Origin of the sequence: Streptomyces bungoensis (genome assembly GCF_001514215.1) — a bacterium.
Classification (GTDB): Bacteria; Actinomycetota; Actinomycetes; order Streptomycetales; family Streptomycetaceae; genus Streptomyces; species Streptomyces bungoensis.
Genome location: NZ_KQ948854.1, coordinates 116,958 through 134,409, shown reverse-complemented (window position 1 = coordinate 134,409; position 17,452 = coordinate 116,958). Strand labels below are relative to the sequence as shown.

Here is a 17,452-nt window from a genome sequence, read left to right as displayed (position 1 = left end):
GACCCCGTAGGCTCGTTCCTTGTGAGTACGCGCGCGGCCCAGGCACTTCGGTACGACGAGGTCGTACGCGTGCGCGGGCTCGGCAAGACCTACCCCGCCGTCAAGGGGCGGCGCGGGGCGCCGGGCACGCCCGAGGTGCGGGCCACCGACGGGGTCGAACTGGACGTGCGGCGCGGGGAGATCTTCGGGCTGCTCGGGCCGAACGGCGCCGGCAAGTCGACCCTCGTACGGCAGCTCACCGGCCTGCTGCGGCCGGACACGGGCAGCGTCGAGATCCTCGGCCACGACATCGTGCGCCACCCCGAGCGGGCCGCGCGGATCCTCGCCTACCTGGGCCAGGAGTCCTCCGCCCTCGACGAGCTGACCGTCTCCCTCGCCGCCGAGACCACCGGACGCCTGCGCGGTCTGGACGTACGGCGGGCCCGGGCCGAGCGGGACGCCGTCCTGGAGGAGCTGGGGCTCACGCCGATCGCCGGGCGCGCGCTGAAGAAGCTGTCCGGAGGCCAGCGCAGACTCGCCTGCTTCGCCGCCGCCCTCGTCGGCGAGCGGCCGCTGCTCGTGCTGGACGAGCCGACCACCGGCATGGACCCGGTCGCCCGGCGGGCGGTCTGGGCGGCCGTGGACCGGCGGCGCGCCGAGCACGGCACGACCGTGCTGCTGGTCACCCACAACGTCATCGAGGCCGAGACCGTCCTCGACCGGGTCGCCGTCCTGGACCGGGGCCGGGTCATCGCCTGCGACACCCCGGCCGGGCTGAAGGAGCAGGTCTCCGGCGAGGTGCGGGTGGAACTGGTGTGGCGCGAGCGGGCTCCGCTGGAGGTGCCCGAGGTCGCCGCCCTGCGGGCGCGCGCCGTGGAGTCCGGCCGGCGCTGGACGCTCCGGCTGGCCCCCGAGGAGGCCCGGGCCGCCGTCGCCACGGTGACCGGCGGAGCCGCCTTCGCCGCCCTGGACGACTTCACGCTCGCCACGCCCAGCCTGGAGGACGTGTACCTGACGCTGGGCGGCGCGGCACGCCAGGGGCTGGTGAAGGCATGAGCGCGCGGGCCGCGGAATGCGTACGGGTGTGCGCGACTGCCGTACGGAAGAGGAGCAGCTCGTCGTGAGTGTCGTACCCGCGGACGTTGTGCCGGGCGGGGCCCGGGCCGTGTCCGAGGCGGCCCCGGTCGCGGCCGAGCTCGGACCGCGCGCGCGGCTGTGGCCGTCGCTGGCGGCCGTCTACCGGGCCCAGCTGTCCCGCGCCCGGGTGGCGCGGATCCCGCTGCTGTTCGTGGCCACCTTCCAGTCCATCGGCATCACCGTGATGATGCGGGGCGTCGTCGACAACGGCGGCGAGGCGCGGTCCGTGGTGGCGGGGTCCTCGGTCCTGGTGGTCGCCTACGTGGCGCTGAACCTGCTGGCGCAGTACTTCGGGCAGCTGCGGGCCAGCGGCGGACTCGACCACTACGCCACGCTGCCGGTGCCGCCGGCGGCCGTGGTGCTGGGCGCGGCGGGGGCGTACGCCTCCTTCACCGTGCCGGGAACCCTGGTGACCGCGGTCTTCGGGAGCGTGCTGTTCGGGCTGCCGCTGTCCAACCTGTGGATCCTGGTGGCCGTCATCCCGCTCGCCGGGGCCGCGCTGTCCGGGCTGGGCGCCGCCTGCGGGCTGCTCGCCCCGCGGCCCGAGCTGGCCACGCTGCTCGGCCAGCTGGGCATGTCGGCGGCGCTGCTGCTGGGGGTGCTGCCGGCCGACCGGATGCCCGAGGCGGTACGGCTGGCCCGTGATCTGCTGCCGTCGACGTACGGCGTGGAGGCCTACGCGCGGACGTTCGGGGAACACCCGGACTGGGCCGCTGTCCTCGTCGACCTGGGAGTGTGCGCGGGTGTCGGAATCGTCTCGCTGGCCGTGGCGGCCTGGGCGTACCGCAGGGCGGCCGTCCGGTGACGCGGCGCGCCGTGCGGCCTGGCACGATGACAGGGTGACCGCACCGCTGACTCCGCCTCCGCCGCCGCACGACGACTCCCCGCACCAGGCCTGGCCGGCTCCGCCCGCCGGGACCCCGGCCGGGGACGACAGGCACGAACAGGACGGCCCCGGGATGAAGACCGAAGTGCGGGAGGCCGCCGTGATCACGGTGGTGGTGGCCCTGGGCGGGGTGCTGCTCGGGCTGCTGTGGTGGTGGCTGGCACCGCACGTGCCGCTGGTGGGGGACCAGTCCGGCAAGAGCTGGGTCGTCTACCTCAAGGACACCGAGGGCGAGCAGGCGGCCGGGGCGGACGGAACGTTCACCCTGCTGGGCCTGGGGTTCGGGCTCGTCAGTGCCGTGGCCGTGTTCCTGTGGCGGCGGCGCGGCGGTGTGCCGCTCGTGGTGGCGCTCGGCCTCGGCGGGCTGCTGGGGTCGCTGCTGGCGTGGCGGCTCGGGATATGGCTGGGACCGGAGTCGGACGTCATCGCCCACGCGAAGGCGGTGGGCAAGGGCGTCACCTTCCCGGCCCCGCTGAAGCTGGGCGCGAAGGGCGCCCTGCTGGCCTGGCCGCTGGGCGCGGCCCTGGTCCACCTGGGCCTGACGGCCCTGTTCGGCCCCCGCGACCCCGAGGTGCCGTACCCGCAGGGCTGAGGCGCCGTGCCCTCAGCCCCTCTCCCGATCGGCTGAGGCGGGAGGGGAAGACGCCGCGTCAGCCCCGGCCGATCGGTGCCAGTACCGCCCCCGTCAGCGCGGCCAGGTCCCCGGGGGCCAGTTCCACCTCCAGGCCCCGGCGGCCCGCCGACACGCAGATGGTGTCGTGGGCCCCGGCCGAGTCGTCCAGGACCGTGGGGAGCTTCTTGCGCTGGCCCAGGGGGGAGATGCCGCCGCGGACGTAGCCGGTGGTGCGTTCGGCGTGGGCCGGGTCGGCCATGGCGGCTCGTTTGCCGCCGACCGCCGCGGCCAGGGCCTTGAGGTCGAGGGAGCCGGAGACGGGGACCACCGCCACGGTCAGGGTGCCGTCGACGTCGGCCACCAGCGTCTTGAAGACGCGGTCGGGGGAGACGCCCATGGCCTCGGCCGCCTCCTCGCCGTAGGACGGGTGGGCGGGATCGTGGTCGTAGGAGTGGACCGTGAAGTCCACGCCCGCCGCCGTGAGGGCCACCGTGGCCGGGGTTCCCGCCCGTCGCCCACCGCCACCCTTCTTCGGATGCGCTTCGCGCGCCCCTTCTTCCTGCTGCTGCTTCTTCGACTTCTTCGCCATCGTCGGTGCTCGGCCTCGGTCTTCCTCAGTTCAGGCTCGTCGGCGTCCGCGTCAGCTCGGACGCGGGCAGCGACGGCAGACTACGGATGATGGACGTCTCGGAGCGCAGGAGTTTCAGCTCGTCCCGCAGGCGGGAGGCCGTGTCCGGCGCCTGCAGCAGCCGCTGCTTCGTCGGCGTGTCCAGCATCATCGCCGCCGCCACCAGGTAGGAGACCACCGACGGGTCGTCCGGAAGGTCCGCGCCGGTGGACAGGGAGCGCTCGCGGGCCCCCGCCAGCCGCTTCTGGTACTGGCGGAACGAGCGCAGCACCCCCTCCGCCAGGGCGCCGGCCTCGTCGCCGGGCTGCTCCTCCAGCTCCTCCAGCTCGGCCGTCAGGAACGGGCCCGACGCGTCCACGGACAGCAGCCGCACCCGGGTCGTCCCGGTCGCCAGCACCTCGAACGTGCCGCCGGTGCGCTCCCTGATGGTCGCCGCGTCCGCCACGCAGCCCACGCCGTGGAAGGACCTGAGGGGATCCGGGCCAAAGCCGGCGGCCGGGCCCCGCTGCGGCTGTGCCGTCGCGTCCGGCATGCCCGGGGCGCTCGGCGCCACCTCGTGGCCGTCGCGGATCGCCACGACGGCGAACCGCCGCGGCTCGTCCTCGGGAGTCTTCAGCAGCTCGCGCATCATGGCGCGATAACGCTCCTCGAAGACGTTCAGGGGCAGCACGAGCCCGGGAAACAACACCGAGTTCAGCGGGAAGAGGGGCAGACGGACGGTGGTCACGGCGCCCCAGCCTAATGGTCATCCGCGAGCACGCGGCCGCGGTGCTCGTTCCGGGGCCGCGGCGGCACCTGCACCAGCTCGGCCAGCACGGCCGGGGGAGCGGCACCGAGGAGGGCCTCGCGCAGTCGCAGGAAGTGGCCCAGCGGGTCGTCGGAGAAGCGGTCCCAGGGGAACGAGGTGGCGTACGGGCCGGTCAGCCGCAGCTGGGTGCGGGCGTCCTCCCAGCGTTCCAGCCGGGCGAGGACGTAGACCAGCTTGTTGCGCACGCCCGCGAGCCAGGGCGTGGCCACCGGGAAGCGGCCGGAGAACCGGGCCGCGCGGTCGGCCGCCGCGTGCAGCCGCCCGTCCGGCACCTCGGGCCCGCAGCCGTCGGTCAGGTAGGCGAAGGCGGCCCGGGCCGGCAGCGCCTGGACGCGCGAGTCCGCCGGCGCGTCCTGCGCGGCCAGGTCGGCGAAGTCGAAGCACTCGCGGTGCGAGCCGTGCCAGAAGGTGCCCAGGTAGCGCAGGGCGGCCACGTGGCAGCCGTAGTGGTGCGGGGCGCGCCGCACCGCCGCCTCCCACAGCTCCTCGAAGTACCGGTGCCCGGCCCGGGAGCCGCGCGCGTGGTCGAGCGCGATCCGCCACGGCACCGGGTCCCGGTCGTCGGCCCGGGCCGCGGCCGTGATCAGCGGGCTCACCTCGCGCAGCAGTTCGGCGCGGGCCGGCGAGGGCCAGACCCGGTCCACCGCGAGCTGGGCGGCAACGAGGGCGGCGTCGGGGTCGTCCGGTGCCGCCGCGCGCCACTCCTCGAACCACTCGGGCCGGGAGCGGGCGAACGCGGCCAGGCGCCGGGCGTACCCGTCGCGGTCCTCCCACTCGGCCGCCGCACGGGTGGCGGCGAGCAGGGCGGAGGCGGCGCCGTACTCGCCCCGCCCGGCCGCGACCAGCGCGGGGGAGAGGCGCGCGTCGGGCGCGTCGAGGACGGCCTCGTCGCCGGCCGGCGGTGGGGCGGCCGGGCGGGGGGCACGTCGTGTCGTCCGGGTGGGGCGGAGGAACGCCGGCAGCAGAGCCATGGTGTCGACCATTGAAAGTCCGCCACTCGGGAGTGCGCCAGAGGGACCGGACAAGTCCGGGAAAGTTGTACGGCCGACGGTCAAGGACAGGTAAAAGGTTATTGTTCAACCATTGTGGGGCACCTGCCAGGGCTCTCGTCGGCGCCGTCCCGGCGCCGCTCGGCCCCTCAGCTCCGCCGCAGCAGCCGGGTCGCCCCCGCCGCCACCGTGGTCGCGAGTATCCAGCCCAGCAGGACCATCGCCGCCGCCAGCCACTGCCAGGCACCCTGCAACTGCCACTCGCCGACCTGGCCGAGATCGATCACCGGCAGCAGCAGGTCCAGCGTGAACAGGGCGGGACTCCAGCTCGGATGCCCGCCCGAGTCCACCGGCGGGTGGGCGGCGTGCGCGAAGGCCAGCGTGCCCGCCGCCCACAGCACCGCCATCCACACCGCGGCCCGGCCCGGCCGGTAGCCGTAGGCGACCGTCCAGTCCTGGAGGTACCCCCAGAACTTGCCCGCCAGCGGCAGCGTCTCGCGCCGCCGCCGCTGCTTGGCCAGCAGCACCTCGCGCGCGTCCTCGTCCTCCCCGGCCGCCCGCAGCACGGCGGCCAGCCGCTCGTACGGCTCCGGGTGGTACTCGGCGGTGGCCGCCGCCACCCACTCCAGGCGCCGGGCCAGCGGGAACGGGCCCCGCGGTACGAGGCTCTCGTAGGCGAAGCCGCCCATCTGCAGGTTCCCCGGGTCCGGCCAGCTGCCCGCGCGGTCCACCAGGTTGCCGATCCGGGCGCCGGACAGCACCACCCTGCCGCGCTGCGGCTTGTCGCCCAGGAAGCGCAGCTCCGGCGTCTGGACCCGGCGCAGGGACAGTTCCTGGTCGTCGGTGAAGGTGAACCGGGCCCGCTCCAGGTCCACGGCGTCCCCGAACCGCCCGTCGTCCAGCCGCACCCCGCCCCGGCACTCGAAGCGCTGGATCCGCGTCCCGCGCGCGGGGGTCGTCCCGCTCAGCAGCGGGCTGCCCAGGCCGGCCGGGGTCAGGTACAGGGTGCGCTCCACCGTCAGCTGCGGGGCGTTCAGTGCGTGGCGTGCGTACGGGTTGGCCAGTTTCGCCCCTCGCAGACTCAGCGACACGCCGACCTTGGCGCTGCGCAGACTGATCTCGCCGTGCGACTCCAGCAGCTCCGCCTGGAGGTCCTGGCCGACCGTCATGCCGTCCGCGGAGATGGACCGCCCGCTGCGGTCCCGGTACGCGATCGCCTGGTTGAGCAGCAGGTCGGTGCCGATGTGCGCGTCGGTCAGCCGGACCCCGTTCTGGAACCGGCAGCGCGGCAGGTGCAGATCACCCTCCGTGTGCACCCGGGCCGCCTCCAGCCGCGGCACCGCGCAGTCCACCAGGCGCAGGGTCGTGAACCGGGCCTCGGGCAGCAGGACCTGCTCGTCGAACCGGCAGCCGCGCAGCTCCACGTACGGCATGACCGTGCCGCCCGCCAGGTCCAGCGTGCCGGTGATCCGCACGCCGGCCAGCTTCAGCGCGGCCACCCGGCCGGCCAGCGCGGGCGGCCCGTCCAGCAGCAGCCAGCACACGGTGCGCGCCCGGACGCTGCGCTCGGGCCCCCAGGGATGCCCGCCGTGCGGATCGTCCACGACGGAGTCCCCGCTGCTCAGGTCGTACAGGCTGCCGTTGCGGAAGGCCTGCCACATGCCCGCCTCGGCCGCGGTCAGGTCGTCCGGCAGGTCCCCGGCGCCAAGGTCGGTCCCCTCGGTCACCGCTCTTCCCTCTTCCTCGCCCCGTTGTCGATGCCCACTGGTGCGGCATCTGTGTCGTACAGCCGTTCATGCCCGTTCTGTCACCCCGGGAACACCCAGGGTGAAGGCGATCTTCCGAGTTCCGGCCACGTTCTGTAGCAGGCATTGAGTCACTCCCGGCCCCGCGTCGCGGCGCGTTCTGTATCAGCCATTGATACGCGCGCACGGCTCCCCACCCCGGTCTGAGAGAATTGAGTACGTGATCTCCCGAATCGATCTGCGCGGCGACGCCCTTCCCGAGGGCCCCGCCCTGCGCGACCTGCTGCCCCGAGCCGACTTCGACGTGGCGGCCGCCCTGGAGAAGGTGCGGCCGATCTGCGAGGCCGTGCATCATCGGGGCGACGCGGCGCTGATCGACTTCGCCGAGAAGTTCGACGGGGTACGGCTGGAATCCGTCCGTGTCCCGGCCCGGGCGCTCGACGACGCGCTCCAGGGCCTCGACCCGGCCGTGCGCGCGGCCCTGGAGGAGTCCATCCGCCGCGCCCGCCTGGTCCACCGCGCGCAGCGCCGGAGCGCGCACACCACCCAGGTGGTGCCCGGCGGGTCCGTGACCGAGAAGTGGGTCCCGGTCGGCCGCGTGGGGCTGTACGCGCCGGGCGGCCGGTCCGTCTACCCCTCGTCCGTGATCATGAACGCCGTCCCGGCGCAGGAGGCCGGCGTCGGGTCGATCGCGCTCGCCTCGCCGGCCCAGGCCCCCGCTTTCGAAAACGATCCAGCCGGCGGCCTGCCGCACCCGACGATCCTCGCCGCCTGCGCGCTGCTCGGCGTGGACGAGGTCTACGCGGCCGGCGGCGCCACCGCCGTCGCGATGTTCGCGTACGGCACCGAGTCCTGCGCTCCCGCCGACATGGTGACCGGCCCCGGCAACATCTGGGTGGCCGCCGCCAAGCGCTACTTCACGGGCAAGATCGGCATCGACACCGAGGCCGGCCCCACCGAGATCGCGGTCCTGGCCGACGGGACCGCCGACCCGGTGCACGTCGCCTCGGACCTGATCAGCCAGGCCGAGCACGACCCGCTCGCGGCCGCCGTCCTCGTCACCGACTCCGCCGAACTGGCCGACGCGGTGGAGAAGGAGCTGGACCCGCAGGTCGCGGCCACCAAGCACGTCGAGGACCGCATCCGCCCGGCGCTGGCCGGCAAGCAGTCCGCGATCGTCCTGGTCGACGGCATCGAGGAAGGCCTCCGGGTGGTCGACGCCTACGGCGCCGAGCACCTGGAGATCCAGACCGCCGACGCCGCCGCGGTCGCCGACCGGGTCCGCAACGCGGGCGCGATCTTCATCGGCCCCTGGGCCCCGGTCTCGCTCGGCGACTACGCGGCCGGGTCCAACCACGTCCTGCCCACCGGCGGCTGCGCCTGCCACTCCTCGGGCCTGTCCGTCCAGTCCTTCCTGCGCGGCATCCACATCGTCGACTACACGAAGGACGCGCTGGCCGAGGTCGCCCACCACGTGGTGACGCTGGCGGAGGCGGAGGACCTGCCCGCGCACGGCGCGGCGATCAAGGCGAGGTTCGGCTGGAAGGTACCGACGAGCAAGTGACCGGCATCGACGATCTGCCCGTACGGGACGAACTGCGCGGCAAGTCCCCCTACGGAGCGCCCCAGCTGGACGTCCCCGTACGGCTGAACACGAACGAGAACCCCTACCCGCTGCCCGAGCCGCTGGTCGAGCGGATCGCGGAGCGGGTCCGGGAGGCCGCCCGCGACCTGAACCGCTACCCCGACCGGGACGCGGTCCAGCTGCGCACCGAGCTGGCCGCGTACCTGACGAACACCGGCAAGTACCCGCTCGGCGTCGAGAACGTCTGGGCCGCCAACGGCTCCAACGAGGTCATCCAGCAACTGCTGCAGACCTTCGGCGGGCCGGGCCGCAGCGCCATCGGCTTCGAGCCGTCGTACTCGATGCACGCGCTCATCGCGCGCGGGACGGGCACGCGCTGGATCTCCGGCCCCCGTGGCGAGGACTTCACCATCGACCTGCCCGCCGCCGAGCGGGCCATCGCCGAGCACCGGCCGGACGTCGTCTTCATCACGACCCCCAACAACCCCACCGGCAACGCCGTGCCGCCCGAGACGGTCCTCGCGCTGTACGAGGCGGCCCAGGCGGCCAGGCCGTCCATGGTGATCGTGGACGAGGCCTACGTCGAGTTCAGCCACGGCGCCTCCCTGCTGCCGCTGCTGGCGGGCCGGCCGCACCTGGTCGTCTCCCGCACGATGTCGAAGGCGTTCGGCGCCGCGGGCCTGCGCCTCGGCTACCTCGCCGCGGACCCCGCGGTCGTGGACGCCGTCCAGCTCGTCCGGCTGCCGTACCACCTCTCGGCGATCACCCAGGCGACCGCCCTGGCCGCCCTGGAGCACACCGACACGCTGCTCGGGTACGTCGAGCAGCTGAAGGCGGAACGGGACCGGCTGGTGACCGAACTGCGCGCCATCGGCTACGAGGTCACCGAGTCCGACGCCAACTTCGTGCAGTTCGGCCGGTTCCCCGACTCCCACGCGGCCTGGCAGCGGATCCTCGACCGGGGCGTCCTGGTCCGGGACAACGGCGTACCGGGATGGCTGCGGGTGTCCGCCGGGACCCCGGAGGAGAACGACGCGTTCCTCGACGCGGTCCGTGAAGTCAAGAAGGAGTCTGAGGCATGAGCCGCACAGGACGCGTGGAGCGCACCACCAAGGAGACGTCGGTCCTGGTCGAGATGGACCTCGACGGCACCGGCCGGACCGACATCGCCACCGGCGTCGGTTTCTACGACCACATGCTCGACCAGCTCGGCCGGCACGGCCTGTTCGACCTGACCGTGAAGACCGACGGCGACCTGCACATCGACTCCCACCACACCATCGAGGACACCGCCCTCGCGCTCGGCGCCGCCTTCAAGCAGGCGCTCGGCGACAAGGTGGGCATCTACCGCTTCGGCAACTGCACGGTCCCGCTGGACGAGTCCCTCGCCCAGGTCACCGTCGACCTCTCCGGCCGCCCGTACCTCGTGCACACCGAGCCCGAGAACATGGCGCCGATGATCGGCGAGTACGACACCACGATGACCCGGCACATCCTGGAATCCTTCGTGGCCCAGGCGCAGATCGCGCTGCACGTGCACGTGCCGTACGGGCGCAACGCGCACCACATCGTGGAGTGCCAGTTCAAGGCGCTGGCCCGGGCGCTGCGCTACGCCAGCGAGCGCGACCCGCGCGCGGCCGGCATCCTCCCGTCGACGAAGGGCGCGCTGTAACCCCATGAACGGTCTGTCCACCGTCCTGATCGTCGTCGGCCTCTTCCTGGTCGGCGGCATCATCTCCTTCGCCAAGCAGAAGATGCCCACCAGCCTCATCGTGCTGCTCTCGATCGGTGCCGCGATGTGCCTGGTCGCGGGCGTCATGCGGCTGGAGGTGTGGAATTGAACGGCAAGAGGGTCGTCGTCTTCGACTACGGCTTCGGCAACGTCCGCTCCGCCGAACGCGCCCTCGCGCGCGTGGGCGCCGACGTCGAGATCACCCGGGACTTCGACAAGGCGATGAACGCCGACGGCCTGCTGGTGCCGGGCGTCGGCGCGTTCGCCGCCTGCATGCAGGGCCTGCGCGCCGCACGCGGCGACTGGGTCATCGACCGCCGGCTGTCCGGCGGGCGCCCGGTGATGGGCATCTGCGTCGGCATGCAGATCCTCTTCGCCCGCGGCATCGAGCACGGCGTGGAGGCCGAGGGCCTGGACGAGTGGCCCGGCACGGTCGCGCCGCTCCAGGCCGACGTCGTGCCCCACATGGGCTGGAACACGGTCGACGCACCCGCCGACTCGCAGCTGTTCGCGGGCCTCGACGCCGACGCCCGCTTCTACTTCGTGCACTCCTACGCCGTCCACGACTGGACCCTCGACACGCACAACCCGGTGATCGCCGCACCCAAGGTCACCTGGTCCACGCACGGCGAGCCCTTCGTGTCCGCCGTGGAGAACGGCGCCCTGTGGGCCACCCAGTTCCACCCCGAGAAGTCCGGCGACGCCGGTGCCCAGCTCCTCACCAACTGGATCGGAACCCTGTAGAGACATGGCCAAGCTCGAACTGCTCCCCGCCGTCGACGTCCGCGACGGCCAGGCCGTCCGCCTGGTGCACGGCGAGTCCGGGACCGAGACGTCGTACGGCTCGCCCCTGGACGCCGCCCTCGCCTGGCAGCGCTCCGGCGCCGAGTGGCTGCACCTGGTCGACCTCGACGCCGCGTTCGGCACCGGCGACAACCGCGCGCTGATCGCCGAGGTCGCGAAGGCCATGGACATCAAGGTCGAGCTGTCCGGCGGCATCCGCGACGACGACACCCTCGCCGCCGCGCTGGCGACCGGCTGCACGCGCGTGAACCTCGGCACCGCAGCCCTGGAGACCCCCGAGTGGGTCGCCAAGGTCATCGCCGAGCACGGCGACAAGATCGCGGTCGGCCTGGACGTACGGGGCACGACCCTGCGCGGCCGCGGCTGGACCCGCGACGGCGGCGACCTCTACGAGACGCTGGAGCGGCTCGACAAGGAGGGCTGCGCCCGCTACGTCGTCACCGACATCGCCAAGGACGGCACGCTCCAGGGCCCCAACCTGGAGCTGCTGCGCAGCGTGTGCGCCGCCACGGACCGCCCCGTCGTCGCCTCCGGCGGCGTGTCCTCCCTGGACGACCTGCGGGCCATCGCCGGCCTCGTCCCCCTGGGTGTCGAAGGCGCCATCGTCGGGAAGGCGCTGTACGCGAAGGCGTTCACCCTCGAAGAGGCCCTGGAGGCGGTGGCCCAGTGAGCGACGTACGACGTGTGACCACCGGCGCGCCGTGGGAGGAGCAGTTCGGCTACGCCCGCGCGGTCGAGCTGCCCAACGGCCTGGTCCTGGTCTCGGGCTGCACCTCCATCGTGGACGGCCAGATCGCCGGAGGCGGCCCGTACGAGCAGGCGGTCAACGCCTTCAAGGTCGCGCTCGCCGCGCTGGAGAAGGTCGGGCTCGGGCGGGACGACGTCGTGCGCACGCGCATGTACCTCACCCACGCCCGGGACGTGGAGGAGATCGGCCGCGCGCACAAGGAGCTGTTCGACGCGGTGCGGCCGGCCGCGTCCATGATCATCGTCTCCGGCTTCGTGGACCCCAGTCTGGTCGTCGAGGTCGAGGTGGAGGCCTTCCGAGGAGCACCCGCATGACCCTGGCGGTACGAGTCATCCCCTGCCTGGACGTGGACAACGGCCGGGTCGTCAAGGGCGTCAACTTCCAGAACCTGCGCGACGCGGGCGACCCGGTCGAGATGGCCAAGGTGTACGACGCCGAGGGCGCCGACGAGCTGACGTTCCTGGACATCACCGCCTCCTCGGGCAACCGGGAGACGACGTACGACGTGGTGCGCCGCACCGCCGAGCAGGTCTTCATCCCGCTGACCGTCGGCGGCGGCGTCCGCACGGCCGAGGACGTGGACAAGCTGCTGCGGGCGGGCGCCGACAAGGTGGGCGTCAACACCGCCGCGATCGCCCGCCCGGACCTGATCCGCGAGATCGCCGAGCGGTTCGGCCGCCAGGTCCTGGTCCTGTCGGTCGACGCCCGCCGCACGGAGTCGGGCTCCTTCGAGGTGACGACCCACGGCGGCCGCCGGGGCACCGGCATCGACGCCGTCGAGTGGGCCCACCGCGCGGCCGAACTGGGCGCGGGCGAGATCCTGCTGAACTCCATGGACGCCGACGGCACCAAGGACGGCTACGACCTGGAGATGATCGCCGCCGTCCGCAAGCACGTCACCGTCCCGCTGATCGCCTCCGGAGGCGCCGGCAAGCTCGCCGACTTCCCCCCGGCCGTACGGGCGGGCGCGGACGCGGTCCTCGCCGCCTCCGTCTTCCACTTCGGCGACCTGCGCATCGGCCAGGTCAAGCAGACCCTGCGGGAGGCGGGCCACCCGGTCAGGTAGGCGCGGGCCGTCACTGCTCCGGCTGCACCAGCTGCACCAGGTTGCCCACCGAGTCGTCGAAGACCGCCGCGAGCACCGGGCCCTGCACCCGCGGCGGGTGGGTGAAGCGGACACCGAGGGCGCGCAGGCGGTCGTACTCCGCCCGCAGGTCGTCCACGGAGAAGACGATGCACGGGATCCCCTGCTCGTACAGCGCCCTGCGGTACGGCTCCGCTACGGGGCCCTGGCCGGGCTCCAGCAGCAGCTGGAGGTCCCGCTGGGCCCCGTCCGGGGCGCCGACCGTGACGAAGAGCGTGCCGTCGCCGCAGTCCCTGTGCAGCCGCGTCTCGAAGCCCAGGACCTCCGTGTAGAAGGCGTGCGCCCGGGCCACGTCGTCGACGTACACGCCCGTCATCGCGACCCTGATCACGGCCGGCCCCGCCTCAGAACCCCAGCTGCTTCGACTCGTGCAGCGTGCTGATCGCGTGCGCGTCGCCGTCCAGCTCCACCTTGGCCGCGCTCTGCCGGCCGAAGGCGAACATCAGCAGCTCCGAGGGCTCACCGGTCGCCGTGACCACCGGGGTACCCCGGTGGGCGACCGCCGTCCGGCCGTCCGGGCGGCGCAGCACCAGACCGGTCGGCACCCCCCGGCCCAGCAGCCGGGCGGTGCGCTCCAGGCGCGACCACAGGGTGTCCTGGAAGACCGCGTCCAGCTCGCGCGGGCTCCAGCCGGGCTGGGCACGGCGCACGTCCTCGGTGTGGACGTAGAACTCGACGGTGTTGGCGGCCTCGTCGAGCTGCTTGAGCTGGAAGGGTGAGAAACGCGGCGGGCCGGTGCGGATCAGCTGGATCAGCTCCTCGTACGGCTTGGCGGCGTACTCGGCCAGCACCTTCTCGAGGCGTCCCGCGAGGGGCTTGATCAGCGCGCCCCCGGCCGCGTCCGGGCGGCGCTCGCGCACCACCACGTGCGCGGCCAGGTCCCGGGTGCGCCAGCCCTCGCAGAGGGTCTCGGCCTCCGGTCCCACGGTTTCCAAGAGGTCGGCGAGCAGGAGCCGTTCACGCTTGGCAAAGGTCGACATACGGTCAGACTACGACCCGGTGCCGCGTCCGCGCAGTGGACACGGGCCCGGCCCCGCCGGTGGCGCGCGGCACAATGGCGCCATGACCAGTACGACCGGTACGCCCCGGCCCAGCAGCCTCGACCCCGAGATCGCCGCCCGCCTCAAGCGCAGCGCCGACGGGCTCGTGCCCGCCATCGCCCAGCAGTACGACACCGGAGAGGTGCTCATGCTCGGCTGGATGGACGACGAGGCGCTGCACCGCACCCTCACCACCGGCCGCTGCACCTACTGGTCGCGCAGCCGCCGGGAGTACTGGGTCAAGGGCGACACCTCCGGCCACGTGCAGCACGTGAAGTCGGTCGCCCTCGACTGCGACGCCGACACCCTCCTGGTCCGGGTCGACCAGGTGGGCGCCGCCTGCCACACCGGCGCGCGCACCTGCTTCGACGCGGACGTCCTGATCGGGGACGGCGCCGGTTCCGGCACGTCCACCCCGGATCGGTAAGGTCGGCCGCCATGGACCTCGAGACCTTCCGCAAGCTCGCCGGCGACCGGCGCGTCATCCCGGTCACGCGCAAGCTCCTCGCCGACGGCGACACCCCGGTCGCGCTCTACCGCAAGCTCGCCGCCGAGCGCACCGGCACCTTCCTGCTGGAGTCCGCCGAGAACGGCCGCTCCTGGTCCCGCTACTCCTTCGTCGGCGTGCGCTCCGCGGCCACCCTGACCGCGCGCGACGGCGAGGCCCACTGGCTCGGCACACCGCCGGTCGGCGTCCCGGTCACCGGCGACCCCCTCGCCGCCCTGCGCGCCACCCTCCAGGCCCTGCACACCCCCCACCAGGAGGGCCTGCCGCCGTTCACCGGCGGCATGGTCGGCTACCTCGGCTACGACATCGTCCGCCGCCTGGAGAAGATCGGCCCCGGCGAGCGCGACGACCTCGGGCTGCCGGAGCTGACCATGCTCCTCACCAGCGACCTCGCCGTCATGGACCACTGGGAGGGCTCCGTCCTGCTGATCGCCAACGCGATCAACCACAACGACCTCGACACCGGCGTCGACGAGGCCTACGCCGACGCCGTGGCCCGCCTCGACGCCATGGAGGCCGACCTCACGCGCGCGGTCGCGCAGCCCCCGGCCGTCCTGCCGCCCTCCGAACTGCCGGAGTACACCGCCCTGTGGGGCGGCCCCGACTTCCAGCGGGCCGTCGAGGACGTCAAGGAGCGCATCCGCGCGGGCGAGGCCTTCCAGGTCGTCCCCTCCCAGCGGTTCGAGACCCCGTGCACGGCGAGCGCCCTGGACGTCTACCGGGTCCTCAGGGCCACCAACCCCTCCCCGTACATGTACCTCTTCCGGTTCGACGGGTTCGACGTCGTCGGCTCGTCCCCGGAAGCCCTGGTGAAGGTCGAGGACGGGCGCGCGATGGTCCACCCCATCGCCGGCACCCGGCACCGCGGGGCCACCCCGCAAGAGGACCAGGCCCTCGCCGACGAGCTCCTCGCCGACCCCAAGGAGCGCGCGGAGCACCTGATGCTGGTCGACCTCGGCCGCAACGACCTGGGCCGGGTCTGCGAGCCCGGCTCGGTGGAGGTCGTGGACTTCATGTCCATCGAGCGCTACTCGCACGTCATGCACATCGTCTCGACCGTCACCGGCCGCGTGGCACCGGGCCGCACCGCCTTCGACGTGCTCACCGCCTGCTTCCCGGCGGGCACCCTCTCCGGAGCCCCCAAGCCGCGCGCCATGCAGATCATCGACGAGCTCGAGCCGTCCCGGCGCGGCCTGTACGGCGGCTGCGTCGGCTACCTGGACTTCGCCGGCGACTCCGACACCGCCATCGCCATCCGCACGGCCCTGCTGCGGGACGGCACGGCCTACGTCCAGGCCGGCGCCGGCATCGTCGCCGACTCCGACCCGGCCGCCGAGGACCAGGAGTGCCGCAACAAGGCGGCCGCCGTGCTGCGGGCGGTGCACACGGCCAACCGGCTGGGCGGGTAGGGCGCCTCTCACACCAACCCCGGGTGACGGTTCGCCCGGGGTTCAGGCGATAGTGGTGTGTGTGACTGCCGTACCTCACCCCCGTTCCGAAGCCGCCGCCCCCACCCGGGCCGGCCGGCGGAGCCTCGCCCTCGCCCTGCTGTGCGGTGCGCTCGGCGCGGCCGTGGCGCTGCTCGCGACCCGGCAGCGCTGGTCGGAGGGCACCGCGGCGGTGGCCGGCGGCGCGTTCCCGCTGACCGCCAAGGGCAGCGACGTCACCGGCGTGCCCGCCGCCCTCGCCATAGTGGGCCTCGCCGCGCTCGTCGCGGTGTTCGCCGTGCGCCGGGCCGGCCGCCTCCTCGTCGCGGCGCTGCTCGCGCTGTCCGGCGCCGGCATCACGGCCGCCGCCCTCGCCGGCGTCTCCGACAGCTCCGCGCTGGACGAGAAGGCCGCCGAGGCCACCGGCGACACCTCGGCCACCGTCGCCGCGCTCAGCCACACCGGCTGGCCGTACGTCGCGGCGGCCGGCGGCGTCCTGATCCTCCTCGCCGGCCTGCTCGCCCTGCGCTACGGCCGCCTGTGGCCCGCGATGTCCGGCCGCTACGAGCGCGGCACCGACCGTCCCCGGCGCACGCCCCGGCCGGTCGACCCGGAGCGGCCCGAGGAGATCTGGAAGGCCCTGGACCGCGGCGAGGACCCCACCGGCGCCTGACCCGCGAGCCGCCCCGCCCGCGGGCCCTCCCGGATGTGGCGAACCAGACGCCACCCCCGCGCCCGCCGCGCTCGCGCGTACGGAACAATGGACCAAGAGCGTCCGGCGAGGCGTACCACGACATACACAGCAATGAGGAGCAAGTCATGGCGGGCAGCAGCCACGGTCACACCCCGGCCGCCTGGACCGGTGTCAGCATCACCTTCATCGGTTTCTGCGTCGCGGGCGCCTTCATGGTGATGGCCCAGCCGGTCGGCTTCTGGGCCGGCATCGTGCTCGTGCTGCTCGGCGGAGTCGTGGGCGGCGCCATGCGCGCCATGGGCCTCGGCCAGCCCAAGCAGACCCACGCCGTCGCGCGCACCGCCCCCGCCGCGACCCGCGAGCCGGCCGGCGCCGAGAGCTGACCCACCAGCGCGTCCGACGAGGGGCGGCCCGCACCGTGAAGAGACGGTGCGGGCCGCCCCTCGCGCGCGGCCGGTGGGTGACGGGGGAGAATACGCGCGTGACCGCCGACAGCCGTACCGCTTCGCGCACCGCCCCGCCCGCGCCCGGCACCCTCTGGAGCCGGCTCGCCGTCCCGGGCGGGATCCTCGCCGCCGTCGCCGGGGCCTTCGCGTACGTGGGCGCCGTCGACCCCAACGAACCGGGGCACTACCCGGTGTGCCCGCTGTACCGGCTGACCGGGCTGTACTGCCCCGGCTGCGGCGGGCTGCGCAGCGCGCACGCCTTCGTGCACGGCGACCTCACGGCCGCCCTGCACGACAACGCGCTGGGCGTGGCCGCCTATCTGGGCTTCGCCGTGCTGTGGGTCCTCTGGGCGGTCCGCGCGGTGCGCGGGCGGCCGGTGCGGACCACGCTCGGTCCGGCCCAGATGTGGGCCGTCGGCGCGGTGCTGCTGGTCTTCACCGTTGTCCGGAACCTGCCGTTCGGTGGCTGGCTGCGCCCTTGAACAGCCGGGATACGTCCAGGTAGTGGGACCGGGCCGGAGCGGATGCGAAGCCCGAAC

General features: G+C 73.7%; 22 protein-coding genes. 16 read left to right on the top strand and 6 right to left on the bottom strand.

Annotated features, from left to right (window positions below; all coding sequences use genetic code 11):
• The first annotated feature begins 21 nt into the window (after positions 1-21).
• The 3 genes from AQJ66_RS10820 to AQJ66_RS10810 all read left to right on the top strand — a co-directional run bounded on the left by AQJ66_RS10820 (position 22) and on the right by AQJ66_RS10810 (position 2,594).
• Positions 22-1,035, top strand: coding sequence for an ABC transporter ATP-binding protein (locus tag AQJ66_RS10820; protein WP_061919633.1), 1,014 nt, complete (start codon positions 22-24; stop codon positions 1,033-1,035).
• 64 nt (positions 1,036-1,099) lie between these two features.
• Complete coding sequence (locus tag AQJ66_RS10815; RefSeq protein WP_061920185.1) at positions 1,100-1,921, top strand: ABC transporter permease; 822 nt, start codon at positions 1,100-1,102, stop codon at positions 1,919-1,921.
• A gap of 34 nt (positions 1,922-1,955) precedes the next feature.
• A complete protein-coding gene (locus tag AQJ66_RS10810; protein WP_061919632.1) occupies positions 1,956-2,594 on the top strand; it encodes an AAA family ATPase in 639 nt (212 codons plus the stop codon).
• A 58-nt stretch (positions 2,595-2,652) separates the two neighbouring features.
• On the opposite strand, the gene ybaK is transcribed toward AQJ66_RS10810, so the two are convergent.
• The 4 genes from ybaK to AQJ66_RS10790 form a co-directional block, all read right to left on the bottom strand.
• A complete protein-coding gene (gene ybaK / locus AQJ66_RS10805) occupies positions 2,653-3,204 on the bottom strand; it encodes a Cys-tRNA(Pro) deacylase (RefSeq protein WP_244162796.1) in 552 nt (183 codons plus the stop codon).
• A 25-nt stretch (positions 3,205-3,229) separates the two neighbouring features.
• Positions 3,230-3,970 carry an LON peptidase substrate-binding domain-containing protein gene (locus tag AQJ66_RS10800; protein ID WP_061919628.1) on the bottom strand — a complete coding sequence of 247 codons (741 nt, stop codon included), beginning with the start codon at positions 3,968-3,970 and terminating at the stop codon, positions 3,230-3,232.
• A gap of 11 nt (positions 3,971-3,981) precedes the next feature.
• The gene (locus tag AQJ66_RS10795; protein WP_079060174.1) at positions 3,982-5,034 is read right to left on the bottom strand and encodes a hypothetical protein; all 1,053 of its coding nucleotides are present in this window, start codon (positions 5,032-5,034) and stop codon (positions 3,982-3,984) included.
• Positions 5,035-5,189: 155 nt separating this feature from the next.
• Positions 5,190-6,767 carry a hypothetical protein gene (locus tag AQJ66_RS10790; RefSeq protein WP_061919626.1) on the bottom strand — a complete coding sequence of 526 codons (1,578 nt, stop codon included), beginning with the start codon at positions 6,765-6,767 and terminating at the stop codon, positions 5,190-5,192.
• Positions 6,768-7,005: 238 nt separating this feature from the next.
• On the opposite strand from AQJ66_RS10790, the gene hisD reads away from it, so the two are divergent.
• From hisD to hisF, 8 genes are read left to right on the top strand one after another with little or no spacing between them, the layout of a single operon-like run.
• Positions 7,006-8,349, top strand: a complete 1,344-nt coding sequence (gene hisD / locus AQJ66_RS10785; RefSeq protein ID WP_061919624.1) for a histidinol dehydrogenase — start codon at positions 7,006-7,008, stop codon at positions 8,347-8,349.
• The gene (locus AQJ66_RS10780) at positions 8,346-9,452 is read left to right on the top strand and encodes a histidinol-phosphate transaminase (protein ID WP_061919622.1); all 1,107 of its coding nucleotides are present in this window, start codon (positions 8,346-8,348) and stop codon (positions 9,450-9,452) included. The genes hisD and AQJ66_RS10780 overlap by 4 nt, the downstream gene beginning before the upstream one ends.
• Positions 9,449-10,042 (top strand): imidazoleglycerol-phosphate dehydratase HisB, encoded by a 594-nt coding sequence (gene hisB / locus AQJ66_RS10775; protein WP_061919620.1) that lies wholly within the window; start codon positions 9,449-9,451, stop codon positions 10,040-10,042. Before AQJ66_RS10780 ends, hisB begins: the two co-directional genes overlap by 4 nt.
• 4 nt (positions 10,043-10,046) lie before the next feature.
• The gene (locus AQJ66_RS39345; protein WP_043500011.1) at positions 10,047-10,211 is read left to right on the top strand and encodes a hypothetical protein; all 165 of its coding nucleotides are present in this window, start codon (positions 10,047-10,049) and stop codon (positions 10,209-10,211) included.
• Entirely contained in the window at positions 10,208-10,846 is a 639-nt protein-coding gene (gene hisH / locus AQJ66_RS10765; protein ID WP_425264274.1) for an imidazole glycerol phosphate synthase subunit HisH, read from the top strand. The genes AQJ66_RS39345 and hisH overlap by 4 nt, the downstream gene beginning before the upstream one ends.
• Before the next feature lie 4 nt (positions 10,847-10,850).
• A complete protein-coding gene (priA, locus tag AQJ66_RS10760; RefSeq protein WP_061919615.1) occupies positions 10,851-11,576 on the top strand; it encodes a bifunctional 1-(5-phosphoribosyl)-5-((5-phosphoribosylamino)methylideneamino)imidazole-4-carboxamide isomerase/phosphoribosylanthranilate isomerase PriA in 726 nt (241 codons plus the stop codon).
• Positions 11,573-11,968 (top strand): RidA family protein, encoded by a 396-nt coding sequence (locus AQJ66_RS10755; protein WP_061919613.1) that lies wholly within the window; start codon positions 11,573-11,575, stop codon positions 11,966-11,968. Before priA ends, AQJ66_RS10755 begins: the two co-directional genes overlap by 4 nt.
• Positions 11,965-12,720 (top strand): imidazole glycerol phosphate synthase subunit HisF, encoded by a 756-nt coding sequence (hisF, locus tag AQJ66_RS10750; protein ID WP_061919611.1) that lies wholly within the window; start codon positions 11,965-11,967, stop codon positions 12,718-12,720. The genes AQJ66_RS10755 and hisF overlap by 4 nt, the downstream gene beginning before the upstream one ends.
• Positions 12,721-12,730: 10 nt before the next feature.
• Here hisF and AQJ66_RS10745 read toward each other — a convergent pair whose 3' ends face one another.
• Together AQJ66_RS10745 and AQJ66_RS10740 are read right to left on the bottom strand one after the other, a co-directional pair.
• On the bottom strand, positions 12,731-13,129 hold the full coding sequence (locus AQJ66_RS10745; RefSeq protein ID WP_061919609.1) for a glyoxalase/bleomycin resistance/extradiol dioxygenase family protein: 399 nt from the start codon (positions 13,127-13,129) through the stop codon (positions 12,731-12,733).
• 13 nt (positions 13,130-13,142) lie between these two features.
• A complete protein-coding gene (locus AQJ66_RS10740) occupies positions 13,143-13,778 on the bottom strand; it encodes a TIGR03085 family metal-binding protein (RefSeq protein WP_061919608.1) in 636 nt (211 codons plus the stop codon).
• Between the two features lie 82 nt (positions 13,779-13,860).
• Here AQJ66_RS10740 and hisI point away from each other — a divergent pair, with 82 nt between their 5' ends.
• The 5 genes from hisI (at position 13,861) to AQJ66_RS10715 (ending at position 17,395) form a co-directional block, all read left to right on the top strand.
• A complete protein-coding gene (hisI, locus tag AQJ66_RS10735) occupies positions 13,861-14,265 on the top strand; it encodes a phosphoribosyl-AMP cyclohydrolase (protein WP_061919605.1) in 405 nt (134 codons plus the stop codon).
• Between the two features lie 11 nt (positions 14,266-14,276).
• Complete coding sequence (locus AQJ66_RS10730) at positions 14,277-15,755, top strand: anthranilate synthase component I (RefSeq protein ID WP_061919604.1); 1,479 nt, start codon at positions 14,277-14,279, stop codon at positions 15,753-15,755.
• Between the two features lie 52 nt (positions 15,756-15,807).
• Entirely contained in the window at positions 15,808-16,446 is a 639-nt protein-coding gene (locus tag AQJ66_RS10725) for a TIGR02234 family membrane protein (protein ID WP_107118911.1), read from the top strand.
• Positions 16,447-16,592: 146 nt separating this feature from the next.
• Positions 16,593-16,850 (top strand): HGxxPAAW family protein, encoded by a 258-nt coding sequence (locus AQJ66_RS10720; protein ID WP_061919599.1) that lies wholly within the window; start codon positions 16,593-16,595, stop codon positions 16,848-16,850.
• A 98-nt stretch (positions 16,851-16,948) separates the two neighbouring features.
• Entirely contained in the window at positions 16,949-17,395 is a 447-nt protein-coding gene (locus AQJ66_RS10715) for a DUF2752 domain-containing protein (protein WP_061919597.1), read from the top strand.
• Positions 17,396-17,452 lie beyond the last annotated feature (57 nt).